Origin of the sequence: Sediminibacterium goheungense (assembly GCF_004361915.1) — a bacterium.
Lineage (GTDB): Bacteria > Bacteroidota > Bacteroidia > Chitinophagales > Chitinophagaceae > Sediminibacterium > Sediminibacterium goheungense.
The window spans coordinates 206,079-219,739 of sequence record NZ_SNWP01000010.1 but is presented as its reverse complement, the minus strand read 5'-3'; the positions used below and the strand labels follow the sequence as shown (position 1 = coordinate 219,739).

The following is a 13,661-nucleotide window of genomic DNA, read 5'->3' as shown; positions in this document are numbered from 1 at the left end:
AGCAAGTAGTTTCTTTTATATTTAAGACCCAAAAATCAAACTGCATGCGAAAATTCATGATGACAACACTGGTGTGTTGGGCGGCAGCTTCTGTTTATGCCCAGGACTACAGTAATGCGGCAGAACAGGCTAACAGGCTCAATGCACTGAACAAAGCTTATCCGCAACTCACTACGTTGAAATCCGTAACAAAGACCAACGGTGGAAAAGATATCTGGCTGCTTACGATCGGCACAGGTAAAACCGAAACCAAACCTGCCATTGCCGTAATCGGTGGTGTGGAAGGCAACCATCTGCTCGGTACCGAACTGGCTATCGGATTTGCAGAACAGCTGTTAAAAGGTGCTGCCAGCGACAGTATTCGTGCACTGCTCAACAAAACCACTTACTATGTATTTCCGAACATGAGTCCGGATGCCATGGAGCAGTATTTCAGCAAACTGCGTGCAGATAGAACCGGTAATGCTACCAGTACCGATGATGACAGAGATGGCAAACAAAATGAAGACGGGTGGGATGACCTGGATGGCAATGGTAAAATTACGTTCCTCCGTGTGGAGTCTCTAACAGGTGATTATAAACTGCATCCCGATGATGCACGTGTATTGATTAAAGCCGACTTCAGCAAAGGAGAAAAAGGTAAATACAAATTATTGACTGAAGGCATCGACAACGATAAAGACGGCGACTTTAATGAAGATGGGGAAGGGGGTATTGCCTTCAATAAAAACCTTACCTATAACCATAAAACTTTTGCAGCAGGTGCCGGTGAGTTTCCTGCCAGTGAAAAAGAAACCAGGGCCATGCTTGACTTTCTTTACGATGCATTCAATGTGTATGCGGTGGTAAGTTTCGGTACCCATAATAATCTCTCATCCCCCATTGCCTATAACCCGCAGGCCGCTGCACAACGTATTGTTGCCGGATTGCTGGAGCCGGATGCCAAAGTAAACAGCATGGTGAGCGATCTGTATAATAAAGTAACCGCTGCCAAAGATGCACCCCGCAGCACTTCCGCTGGTGGTGATGTACTGGCATGGGGTTATTTCCATTACGGACGTTACAGCTTCAGTACACCAGGTTGGTGGGTACCCAAGGCCAAACCCGATACGGCTAAAAAAGAAAAAGCATTTACAGTAGAAGATCCCATCGCCAATTATCTGCGTTGGGCCGCACAGCAGGGTATCAGCAATACGTTTACAGAATGGAAAACTATTCAGCATCCGGATTTCCCCGGACAGAAAGTAGAAGTTGGTGGCATTGATCCCTATGTACTCAATAACCCACCTTATAAAATGGTGGAGCCTGTGGTTAAAAAACATACTGAGTTTTTGGTGAAACTGGCCGCACAGCAGCCGGAGATAGACATCATTAACCTGAAAACAGAAAAGCTGGCAAATGGTCTCACGCGTATCAGCCTTGAAGTGGTGAATAAAGGTGGGATGTCTACGCATAGTAAACTCGGTGAAAGAAACTATTTCCTGAAAAAAGTGAAAGTGGCCCTGCAAACAAACGGCAAACAGGAAGTGATCGGTGGTAAGAAAATTCATTTGCTGAATAGTATTGATGCCAATGGTGCCAGTTCTTTCAGCTGGGTAGTAAAAGGAACGGGTAAACTTACCATAGAAGCAGGTTGCCCTACCGCAGGTATCAAAACCATGGAAGTAAATCTTTGATCATTCAAAGCTGATTCATCTCTTATATGAAAGGGATGAAAGCTGACATCAAAAAACCTAAACACATGAAACAATTCATTCTGAAAATATTCACCAGCATACTCGTACTCAGTTCGGGTATGTATGTGCAGGCACAGCAGCCCAATCAGGTATTTAAAGCTGCGGGATCGCCGGTAAACCCAAAAGTTACGGTTACCTGGAACCGGTATTATGACCATGCAGGCATCAGTGAAATCTGTAAAAAAATTGCAGCGGCATATCCCGATCTGGCCAAACTGCAATCCATCGGTAAATCTTATGAGGGCCGCGATCTATGGTGCCTTACCATTACCGATTTCAAAAAAGGCAATGCCGATACCAAACCGGGTATGTATATCGACGGTAATATTCACTCCAATGAAATACAGGGTGCAGAGTTTGCCTTGTACACGGCCTGGTACCTTACGGAATCTTTTGGTGATACCAAATTCATTCAGGAATTACTGGAAGACAAAGTGTTTTACATCGTTCCTACCATCAATCCCGATGCACGCGATAGTTATATGCACAAACCCAATACAGGCAGCTCACCACGTTCGGGTGTGATTCCGGTAGACAATGATGGCGATGGTTTGGTGAATGAAGACAGCTACGACGACATCAATAAGGACGGTCATATTACCATGATGCGCAGAAAGAATCCGAATGGCAGATGGAAAGTAGATCCCAAAGATCCGCGTAACATGATTCAGGTGGGCCCCGATGAAAAAGGTGATTATGAATTACTCGGTATTGAAGGTATTGATAATGATGGTGATGGCCGTGTGAATGAAGATGGCTATACTTTCGAGTACGATCCCAACCGCGACTGGGGCTGGGGCTGGCAGCCGAATTATATACAGAATGGAGCTTATAAATATCCATTCTCATTACCAGAAAACAGGGCTGTGATGGAATTCGTGATGAAGCATCCCAATATTGCCGCAGCACAATCCTTCCACAATGCAGGTGGTATGATTTTACGTGGACCGGGCGGACAGGAAGATGTGGGCACGTATAATGCACAGGATATTGCGGTATATGATGCCATCGCCAAAAAAGGAGAAGAACTGATTCCCGGTTATAAATACCTGGTGGTGTATAAAGATTTGTATTCTGCCTATGGCGGTGAATTAGACTGGTTCTATGCAGGCCGTGGTATCTACACCTATTCCAATGAATTGTGGACACCCTTCCTCATGTATATGCGTGATGCTACCAGAGATCCTTTTGACAATGCCAGTTTCAGCTTCGACCGTTACCTGTTGTTTCAGGATGCATTTGTACCCTGGGCCGAATACGATCATCCGCAATACGGAAAAATTGAAGTGGGTGGTATGAAGAAAAACTTTGGCCGTGCGCATCCGGGTTTCCTCTTAGAGTCTGATGCACACCGCAATATGGCATTCAGTATCTATCATGGTTTTCATACACCCAAGCTGGAAGTATTTGAAATCACAGAGAAAGACCTGGGTGATGGTTTGAAAGAAGTAACCGCAGTCATTACCAATAGCCGTCTGATGCCTACACATAGCAGTCAGGATGTGAAAAATAAAATTGAACGTCCTGATTATATTACGCTGACTACATCCGGTAAAATCATCAGCGGTATGGTGGTAGAAAACCGTGATTTAAACCTGAGTACAGAACAGGAACAAAATCCGGCAACCATTGAAGTAGCCAATATACCTGGACTGGGATCTGTTACCGTAAAATGGATTGTACAGGGTGGAGGAAAATATACTGTGAGTGTAGACAGTAAAAAAGGCGGAACTGTATCCGCCTCTAAATAATAATTTCTATCATCTGTGAATCTGTGGCCTAATTTCTTTCGCCACAGATTCACAGATTTTTTTTATTTCAGCTTCGACAAAGCTTCTTTGATTCTTCCCCATGCTTTTTCAATATTGCCCATGCTGTTGGCAAAAGAAAAACGTACACAGTTCGGCTCACCAAAAGCATCGCCCATAACAGAAGATACATGCGCTGTATTCAGTAAATACATACTGAAATCTGCTGCATTGCTGATGGTGGTAGTGCCATCTGATTTACCATAATAGGCACTTACATCCGGAAACACATAAAAAGCGCCTTCGGGTTCAAAACATTTGAAGCCGGGAATTTCTTTTACGAGTTCGAGGGTGCGGGTTCTTCTTCTGGTAAACTCCTCCGTCATTTCTTCTGAAGGACGCAGGTCACCGGTTAAAGCGGCAACAGCGGCTTTCTGTGTAATAGAACAGGTACCACTGGTAAACTGACCCTGTAATTTTTCACAGGCTTTGGCAATGGTGGCATTCGCAGCAATATAACCAAGTCTCCAGCCGGTCATGGCAAAACCTTTACTCAAACCGTTGATGATGACCACACGGTCTTTCAGGTCGGCAAACTGTGCAATGCTTTCGTGCTTGCCTACAAAGTTGATGTATTCATAAATCTCATCAGAGAGTATGGTAATATTGGGGTGTTTTCTGAAAACAGCTGCCAGTGCTTCCAGTTCTGCTTTACTATACACTGCACCCGATGGGTTACAGGGTGAAGAGAACATGAATACTTTTGTATTGGGTGTAATCGCAGCTTCGAGTTCTGCAGCGGTGGTTTTAAAACCATTTTCAACCGTGGTTCTTATTTCCACTACTTTACCACGTGCAATCTTCACCAGTTCTGAGTAAGTAACCCAGTAGGGGGTAGGAATCACCACTTCATCACCTTCATCTACCAGGGCCAGAATAGCATTGGCGAGACTTTGTTTGGCACCGGTAGAAGTAACAATATTTTCAGGTGCGTAGTCAAGGTTATTGTCGCGTTTCAGTTTGGTGCAAACGGCTTCTCTCAGGTCCAGAAAACCCGGAACGGGGGTATAGTGGCTCCAGTTATCGTTAATGGCTTTAATGGCAGCATCTTTAATATGCTGCGGTGTATCGAAATCGGGTTCACCTAAACTCAGGTCGATAACATCGATACCTTTGGCTCTTAATTCGCGGCCCAGTTTGGCCATTTTAAGGGTTTCCGGCTCATTAAACCGGTTGAGAAGAGAAGATAGTTGCATTTCTTACTTACATTAAAATAAATATGATACTTGAATTAGCGAGCGGGAAGTTCGTAAAAAACAAGCAAACGGATGTAAGTTTTGGGAGAAAGTCAGTAAGTCCGAGGTCCGGAAGACCGGAAGTCCGAAAGTCAGTAAGTCCGAGGTCTGGAAGATGGAGGGGTTCATTTTTTGTAACTACACAAAAGGAAGGTCGCTTTTCTTAGAAAAAGATATTATCAAAGACCGTCATCTGCTTTTCTCTCTTACTTGCTTTCTTTCTTCCGGACTTCCGGTCTTTCGGACATCGGACTTTCAGACTAAAAACTCCAAACTAATATTCAATCCTGTATTTACTCAAATCCGGGAGTCTTTTTTTCTTCCTTTGCAATTCATACTCATATACGGTGCGGCCGAGGTTTTTCAGGAAGGGGTAACCGGTATGGGTATAATCGTATTTGTCATCATTAAAAATACCATCGCTGTTACAGAGGATGGTAGCACTGAGAAAGAACTCTATTTTCTGTTCAAAGTCAACAAAATAACTCACATCCGTAAGAAAGCCATAGGCTCCACCTATTTTATTAAATATGCGGATATGTTTAGGTGCCCTTCCATTGGCAGCACCATAGTATAAAAACTTAACGGTGGCATCGCCTACTTTGGCGGTATCGTAAGCAGGGGAAGTACTTTCTGATGGAAAAGCACTCATCCAATGAAGGATAAACTGTTCATCCTCTTTGGTGAAATCAAACCGCTGCTGTTTGGGAAACATCTCCGGCATGATCACCGATTGCAGCATGCGGTGAAAATCCTGCAGGTACACCCTGTTCTTATCATCAAACACAAAAGCTGTATTCATGAGTTGGTTGCCTGCGTAATAGCCCTTACCCAAACGGGTTTGAAATGCAGGGAACACCGCTTTGCTATAGGCAGCAGGTTGTGATGTGATCACAGCCCCATTTTTATCTAAGAAACTTACAGCATTCGTGGTTCTGTTTTGTTCCTCCGTTCTGCTCACGCTCAGCCGGTGGCGGATGATGGCTTCAGGATAACCTTTCTTTGTAAGCTGTTCCTGAATATAGGTCTGACCCAGGTACTCAAACAGTCTGTTATAAGCATCATTGTCGCTCACCAGAAATATCTGCTTGATCAAACGTTCGATGGTGGGTCGGTCCGGAAAACTATCCTGTAATTTATTGCTGTACTTTACTAAATCTAAGCTATCTGTAATGAGGGTGCTTTGCAGTGAAATGGGTATGCCTGCTCTTCGGGCCTTACTCAGTTTCTCCAGTGCCAGCAATGCCACGGGCATTTTCACCATACTGGCCGGATAAAAATATTCAGCAGGATTCAGCTGAAAAGCATAATCTGTAAAAACGGGTTTATTCTTTTTGCTACGATCAATCTGTGTATACAAAATCTGCACCCGCAAACTATCCCTGTTCTGCAAAATCTCCCCAAACAAATCCGGCTTAGCTGCTAAAAGCTTTTTCAGCAAAACCGTATCCTGGGCCCCCACAGAGCCCGCAACCCATAACAGTAAGAATAAAATGCGCATGATTAAAAATAGAGAAAATGTCTGATGTCGGATGGCGGATGTCTGATTTGATGTTTGATTTTTTGATGTTTGATTTCTTGATTTCAGAAATTACATAGCTGCTTTAGACTTATTCCCAATTCTCTCTCTTTCTTTCGCAGGGAGAAAGAGAGAGTTGGGATGGCTTATATTCAATATAAACCGATTCAAAAAATCAAACATCAAAAAATCAGACATCAGACATCCGCCATCAACGATCCTACATCCCACATTCCCCCGTTCTTCGTAACTTTGTAGGGTAAACGATTTCTATGCCACACGAAGCGATTTCGGTTTTTGATATGTTTAAGATAGGGGTGGGCCCTTCGAGTTCTCATACACTCGGGCCCTGGAGGGCCGCTTTGCGCTGTGTGGATACCATTCGCAGTAAATATGCACTTACCGATGTGTTATCGATCACTGTATTGCTCTATGGTTCTCTGGCCAAAACAGGTAAGGGACATGGAACCGATATAGCCGTATTACTCGGCTTATGTGGTGAAGATCCGGTAACCATCGATGTAAATAGCATTACACCGAAAGTAAAGGATATCGAAAGCAAACAGCTTTTACCACTCGGTGGTGAAGTAGCCGTACCTTTTCATTTTCCGGATAATCTCCAGTTTCTTTTCAATGAAACACTGCCTTTTCATCCCAACGGCTTATCGTTTCTGGTGGCATTGAAAAACGGCGCGCATTTCAGTGAAACCTATTATTCCATTGGTGGTGGTTTTGTGGTGAAGGAAGGAGAAGATAAAAATGCGCAGCAGTCTGTGGATCTTCCCTTTCCCATCAATACAGCCGATGACTTGCTGCACTGGTGCATGAAAACCGGTATGAGTGTACATGAAGTGGTGATGGAGAATGAAGCAGCCTGGCGACCTGAATCAGCCACAAGAGAAGGCGTGCTGAAGATATGGCAAACCATGCGCGATTGTACATACAGGGGATGTCATACCAAAGGTGAATTACCCGGTGGCTTGCAGGTACGCCGGCGTGCATTCGATCTCAACAAAAAATTAATCAACAATCATTCCTATACAGACTATCCCTCCTGGATTGAGGCGATACGTTCGGGCGGAAATGATTTTAAATACATTCTCGACTGGGTAAGCTGTTTTGCACTGGCGGTGAATGAAGAAAACGCTTCATTCGGTCGTGTGGTTACGGCACCTACCAATGGTGCAGCAGGGGTCATTCCGGCGGTGTTGCAATATTTTATTGCTTTTTGTGATGGGTATGATGATGAGAAGATCATGCGTTTCCTGCTTACGGCATCAGAAGTAGGCAGCATCTTTAAAAAAGGTGCCACCATTTCTGCGGCCATGGGTGGTTGTCAGGCAGAAATCGGGGTCTCATCTGCCATGGCTGCGGCGGCATTAACCGAATTGCTGGGTGGTACACAAAGACAAACATTAATGGCAGCAGAAATAGCCATGGAGCACCATCTCGGTCTTACCTGCGATCCCATCGGCGGCCTCGTACAGGTGCCCTGTATTGAACGCAATACCATGGGCGCCATCAAGGCCATCACTGCATCGCAGCTGGCCCTGCAGAGCTCACCCGACTACGCCAAAGTTAGCCTCGATAAAGTCATCAAAACCATGTGGGACACCGCCCTCGACATGAGCAGCAAATACAAAGAAACCGCAGACGGAGGCCTGGCCATTCACATCCCGATTAGTTTGCCGGAGTGCTAGGAAATGGCAGATGTCGGATGGCGGATGTCTGATTTGATGTTTGATTTTTTGATGTTTGATTTCTTGATTTCAGAAATTACATAGCTGCTTTAGATTTATTCCTAACTCCCTTTCTTTCGTAGGTAGAAAGAAAGAGAGTTAGGGAGTCTTACATTCAATATAAACCGATTCAAAAAATCAAACATCAAAAAATCAAACATAAATCCGCGATCCGACATCCGCGATCCAAAATCGCAATTCATCTCATATCCACTGGATATGTTGTAACTTTGTAAGAAATGCACCATGTTACAGCGAATTGTTATTCTGGGTGCGGGTTTTGCCGGGTTGCAGCTGGCACGCAGATTGAAAGGTTCACAGTTTGATATTACACTGATCGATCAATACAATTTCCATCAGTTTCAACCACTTTTTTATCAGGTAGCTACCGGACGCCTTGAGCCGAGTTCCGTATCATTCCCACTTCGTAAAGTATTTCAGAACAAGGCCAATGTGCATGTCCGCATTGCCGCTATTGAGGGTATAGACAGAACCGCAAAACAGGTAATAACCGATGCGGGTGTTTTTCCTTACGATTATCTGGTGATTGCTACAGGATGTACCACCAATTATTTCGGTAATGCCAATATTGAGCGATATGCCTTTCCGATGAAGTCAACCACAGAATCCATCGCATTGCGTAACCATATACTGCTCAATTTCGAAAAAGCATTACATGCTACGGCAGAAGAACTGGAAGGTATCATGAATATTGTGGTAGTAGGGGGTGGACCTACCGGCGTTGAGCTATCGGGTTCACTGGCAGAGTTGAAGAAAAATATATTGCCCCGTGATTATCCCGATATGGATTTCTCGCATTTGAATGTGTATTTGCTCGAAGCAGGTCCGGCCACATTGGGACCCATGAGTAAAGTATCGCAACAAAAATCGCAGGCTTATCTGGAGTCGATGGGAGTGCAGGTGAAACTGAATACACAGGTGAAGGATTATGATGGTAAGCAGGTATTATTGGCCGATGGACGCACCATTGCCACGCAAACACTGATCTGGGCCGCTGGTGTTACCGGTAATGTACCGAAGGGCATCGATAGCAATTTACTGGTAAGGGGTAACCGTATTAAAACCAATCAGTACAACCAGCTCGAAGGCGCATCAGATATTTTCGTATTGGGCGATATTGCCTATATGGAAACAGCCGCTTTCCCCAAAGGACACCCCCAACTGGCCAATGTAGCCATTGCACAGGCCAAAAACCTGGTGCAGAATTTTACACGCTTACAGAAGGGTGCTGCCTTATTACCCTTTACTTATAAAAGTCCCGGCACCATGGCCACGGTGGGAAAAAGAAAAGCGGTGGTAGATTTGCCCTTTATGAGTTTTCAGGGAAGGTTTGCCTGGTTTGTATGGATGTTTCTGCACCTGATGCTGATACTGAGCGTAAAAAACAAACTCATCATCTTCATCAACTGGGCCATCAGCTATTTCACCAACGACACCACACTAAGGCTGATATTACTACCCACAAAGCACCAGGTGGATTTGTATAAAGAAGAAGGGAAAGATGGCTGATGTCGGATGGCGGATGTCTGATTTGATGTTTGATTTTTTGATGTTTGATTTCTTGATTTCAGAAATTACATAGCTGCTTTCGACTTATTCCTAACTCCCTTTCTTTCGTAGAGAGAAAGGGAGTTAGGAATACATTCCATATAAACGATTCAAAAAATCAAACATCAAAAAATCAAACATAAATCCGCGATCCGACATCCGAAATCTGCCATCCGCGATCAGACATCAGCTATCAGAAATTCCCCCGAGTAGTCTTTGATTTCATTGTAAAGTGTTCCTCTTTCAACGGGTTGTCTGTTCACTTGTTTAATGAGGCGAACGAGTTCTTCGGTGCTCATGGTGGGGGTTTGTTCTTCACTGCCGGCCATGGCGTAAATTTTGGTGGAGTCGTCGATGGTGCCATCGATATCGTTTACACCGAATGATAAAGTGAGCTGTGCATTCTGCCGCCCCAGCATGGGCCAGTAAGCTTTCAGGTGCGGGAAATTATCCATGTACAAACGAGAAACCGCATACATGCGCATATCTTCTACCACAGATGATTCGGGGATATGACTCATATCATTATCCTTATTGCGGAACTTGAGTGGAATAAATGTATTAAAGCCACCTGTTTTATCCTGCAGCTGACGAAGGCGATCCATATGATCAATACGGTGCCAGAATTTTTCAATATGTCCGTAGAGCAGGGTGGCATTGCTGTGCATGCCGAGCTTGTGAGCGGTTTCATGAATAAGTAACCAGCCATCTGCATCTACTTTGTCTTCACAGATCTGTTTGCGGATTTCGGGATGGAAAATTTCTGCGCCGCCACCGGGTAAAGAATCCAGTCCGGCCTCATGTGCCAAACGCATACCTTCTTCCACACTCACTTTGGCCTTGCGGAACATATAGTCGAGTTCAACAGGTGTGAAACCTTTGATATGCAGATCGGGACGATGCGCTTTGATGGTGCGCAGCAGTTCGAGGAAGAAATCGAGGTTCATTTTCGGATGTACGCCACCCACGATATGTACTTCGGTAACGGGTTTACCGTCGTAGCTTTTTACGATATGCATCATTTGTTCGATGCTCAGTTCCCAGCCTTCTTCGCGGTTGGCATAGAGGCGGGAGTAGGAGCAGAACTTACAGGAGAACACACAAACATTGGTAGGTTCAATATGAAAGTTGCGGTTGAAATAGGTTTTGTTACCATGTTTCTCTTCACGCACCCAGTTGGCGAGGGCGCCGAGCCAGGAGAGCGACCCTTTTTCGAAAAGGGTAACACCTTCATCAAAAGAAATACGCTCTTTATGTAAAATTTTTTCACCAATCTTTTTCAGGTCAGCATCGGCCTGGTTAGCTACCAAAACAAAAGGGTCTGCAATACGCGCGATCATCTTCACTAATTTGGGTGCAAAAATACGGGTTTTGAGCTGTTAGCCTTTAGCTATTAGCCATTAGCCATTGGCGGAGGGGGTGGGGTTGCCGGGTATTAGCAAGCAGGTGTAGAAGCATTTCTCTAGAATACCATTTCTCTTTAAAATCCAGCACCTAAAAGCTAAGGGCTATTAGCCTTTAGCCATTAGCTTTTAGCCATGGGCGGAGGGTGTGGGTTGCTGGTTATTAGCGAGCAGGTATAGAAGATTTTCTCCTGAATACGATTTCTATTTAAAACCTAGTACCCAGTAACTAGCACCCGGCACCTAAAAGCTAAAGGCTAATAGCTAAAAGCTAACAGCTTCTCCAAGTTCACGAATTTTCTATAGATTCGTTGGTCCCCAATAATAACAGTAACCGGAAGGGGATGGTTCAATGATTAACTGAATAACCTATGTCGATTAAATTAAGACTAACCGTTCTGAGTTTTTTCCAGTTTTTTGTATGGGGTGCCTGGCTCACCACACTGGGTTCCTATGGCTTTGGATTTAAACACTGGACGGGTGCCCAGTTCGGGGCCGTATTCTCCACCCTGGGTTTGGGATCCTTGGTAATGCCCGCCCTGGTTGGTATTATTGCCGACCGCTGGATGAATGCCGAAAAATTGTATGCCATCTTACACATACTCTATGGTCTTACCCTCTTTGTGCTACCTTTTATAGATGAGCCGAATACTTTTTTCTGGGTGCTGTTGGTGAGTATGTGTTTTTATATGCCCACCATTGCCTTATCCAATTCACTATCGTACCGCATACTGGTCGATAACCAGTTGAATGTGGTAAAAGTATTTCCGCCCATCAGGGTATGGGGTACGGTGGGTTTTATTGCGGCCATGTGGACCACCAACCTCATCAGCGATCCACAGTCGCCCTGGGATGCGGGTAAAGCCATTGGAGAGCAGCTGGCAGCCTTAACCGGACATGCCATCAATGCCAACCAGTTTTATGTGGCGGGGGTATTTGCGGTGGTGCTGGGTATTTATTCCTTTTTCCTGCCGGCCTGTACGCCGCAGAACAGAGGGAAGGCCATGGGTTCCTGGATCGATAACCTGGGATTGCGGGCCTTTAAATTGCTGGGTAATTATAAGATGGCCATCTTCTTCCTGTTCTCCATGTTTTTAGGTGCGGCCTTGCAGCTTACCAATATGTATGGAGATACCTATCTGAAAGATTTCGAAAAAATTCCGCAATATGCCGAATCACTGGTGGTAAAATCTTCTACCATGATCATCTCCATATCTCAGATATCGGAAACCCTGTTTATCCTGGCCATTCCTTTCTTTATGAAAAGGTTTGGTATCAAGAAAGTGATGCTGATATCCATGTTTGCCTGGGTACTGCGTTTTGGTTTGTTCTCATTCGGAAACCCGGAAGGTTTGCTGTGGATGATCATACTCTCGAATATCGTGTATGGTATGGCTTTCGATTTCTTCAATATCTCCGGCTCCCTCTTTGTGGAAACCACGATTGAGCCCGAAATACGATCCTCAGCGCAGGGACTGTTTATGATGATGACCAATGGCTTTGGCGCCATCATGGGCAGTATTGTAAGTGGCTGGATGATCGACAAATACTACCTGCTCGCAGACGGCAGCAAAGACTGGCCTGGCATCTGGATGGTATTCGCCATCTATGCGCTGTTTATAGCGGTATTTTTTGGGTTGCTGTTCAGGCATAAGCACAATCCCGCAGAAGTTGCCAATGCTGCGCATTGAGGAGGGCTATTCGCTTTGAGCCATGAGCTGCGAGCTTTTTTGTAGTCCTCTATGATAATTTATTTCCCTAAAAGGGAACCCAAAAAAAGAATCGACCCGCAAGGGTCGATTCTTTTAAAAAGCTCATAGCTCGAAGCTCATCGCTCACAGCTTCTTATAAATGCGCCTGAATCTTCTTATCCAGCACCGACTTCGGTACGGCGCCAATTTGTTTGTCTACAATCTGACCACCTTTGATGAAAAGGATGGCAGGGATAGAAGTGATACCATAATTCACACTCAGGTTGGGGTTATGGTCAACATTCACTTTACCTACATTGATTTTTCCGTCATAATCCTTGGCCAGTTCTTCGATAACGGGTCCGATAGCGCGGCAGGGGCCACACCATTCAGCCCAGAAGTCTACTACGGTCAGTTTATCACTATCCAGCACAGTAGTCTGGAAATTCGCGTCTGTTAATTCTAAAGCCATTGTTTCTATTTTTAAATGTTTATTGTTGTTGTTAGCTTAGCTTATGGCTAATGGATCATAGCTAATAACAGCTTATGGTTCATGGCTAATGGATTATTGCTGATAGTTTATAGCTTATTGCCGATATTTTTCTAAAGTACCACCATCAACTATAAGCCATCCCCCAATACCATAAGCCATCACCTATAAGCCATTACCCATAAGCTATACGCCAAAGAACAAATTTAAGCCCAATCCCCCATCCCTGCCCCTTTGACTTTTCCACCACTGTTATTAATGACGTAAGGGCAGGAGAAACCTGACAGGGGGGCAGCGAAAAGTCATGCCGAGAAGCCCAGCGAGGAGGGATTTGACGCCTGGCGCAAGGAAGCAAATGATAGTGTTTTGAGATTGTAGAAAATATGTATTTTTAGTAATGTGTGGTAGTGGGGCGTAAATCGTTCTCAGGTGAAGGGATTTGCGTAGTGCGTAAATGCCCGAGTTAGTGGC

At 44.7% G+C, this 13,661-nt stretch carries 9 protein-coding genes; 5 read left to right on the top strand and 4 right to left on the bottom strand.

Going from position 1 to position 13,661, the window contains the following annotated elements:
• The first annotated feature begins 44 nt into the window (after positions 1 to 44).
• Together BC659_RS00990 and BC659_RS00985 are read left to right on the top strand one after the other, a co-directional pair.
• Positions 45 to 1,676 (top strand): M14 family metallopeptidase, encoded by a 1,632-nt coding sequence (locus BC659_RS00990; protein ID WP_133472717.1) that lies wholly within the window; start codon positions 45 to 47, stop codon positions 1,674 to 1,676.
• A gap of 65 nt (positions 1,677 to 1,741) precedes the next feature.
• Positions 1,742 to 3,487: a M14 family metallopeptidase gene (locus BC659_RS00985; RefSeq protein ID WP_133472716.1), complete on the top strand. Its 1,746-nt coding sequence runs from the start codon at positions 1,742 to 1,744 to the stop codon at positions 3,485 to 3,487.
• Positions 3,488 to 3,549: 62 nt separating this feature from the next.
• Here the strand turns inward: BC659_RS00985 and BC659_RS00980 are convergent, their stop codons facing one another.
• Together BC659_RS00980 and BC659_RS00975 are read right to left on the bottom strand one after the other, a co-directional pair.
• The gene (locus BC659_RS00980; protein WP_133472715.1) at positions 3,550 to 4,740 is read right to left on the bottom strand and encodes a pyridoxal phosphate-dependent aminotransferase; all 1,191 of its coding nucleotides are present in this window, start codon (positions 4,738 to 4,740) and stop codon (positions 3,550 to 3,552) included.
• A gap of 313 nt (positions 4,741 to 5,053) precedes the next feature.
• The gene (locus BC659_RS00975) at positions 5,054 to 6,280 is read right to left on the bottom strand and encodes a serine hydrolase (protein ID WP_246027059.1); all 1,227 of its coding nucleotides are present in this window, start codon (positions 6,278 to 6,280) and stop codon (positions 5,054 to 5,056) included.
• 290 nt (positions 6,281 to 6,570) lie between these two features.
• Here BC659_RS00975 and BC659_RS00970 point away from each other — a divergent pair, with 290 nt between their 5' ends.
• Entirely contained in the window at positions 6,571 to 7,998 is a 1,428-nt protein-coding gene (locus BC659_RS00970) for an L-serine ammonia-lyase (RefSeq protein WP_133472714.1), read from the top strand.
• Between the two features lie 285 nt (positions 7,999 to 8,283).
• On the top strand, positions 8,284 to 9,567 hold the full coding sequence (locus BC659_RS00965; RefSeq protein ID WP_133472713.1) for an NAD(P)/FAD-dependent oxidoreductase: 1,284 nt from the start codon (positions 8,284 to 8,286) through the stop codon (positions 9,565 to 9,567).
• 218 nt (positions 9,568 to 9,785) lie between these two features.
• Here the strand turns inward: BC659_RS00965 and mqnE are convergent, their stop codons facing one another.
• On the bottom strand, positions 9,786 to 10,946 hold the full coding sequence (gene mqnE, locus BC659_RS00960) for an aminofutalosine synthase MqnE (protein ID WP_133472712.1): 1,161 nt from the start codon (positions 10,944 to 10,946) through the stop codon (positions 9,786 to 9,788).
• Positions 10,947 to 11,380: 434 nt separating this feature from the next.
• On the opposite strand from mqnE, the gene BC659_RS00955 reads away from it, so the two are divergent.
• A complete protein-coding gene (locus BC659_RS00955; RefSeq protein WP_133472711.1) occupies positions 11,381 to 12,700 on the top strand; it encodes a nucleoside permease in 1,320 nt (439 codons plus the stop codon).
• Between the two features lie 154 nt (positions 12,701 to 12,854).
• Here the strand turns inward: BC659_RS00955 and trxA are convergent, their stop codons facing one another.
• Positions 12,855 to 13,172 carry a thioredoxin gene (trxA, locus tag BC659_RS00950; protein ID WP_133472710.1) on the bottom strand — a complete coding sequence of 106 codons (318 nt, stop codon included), beginning with the start codon at positions 13,170 to 13,172 and terminating at the stop codon, positions 12,855 to 12,857.
• Between the last annotated feature and the right edge of the window lie 489 nt (positions 13,173 to 13,661).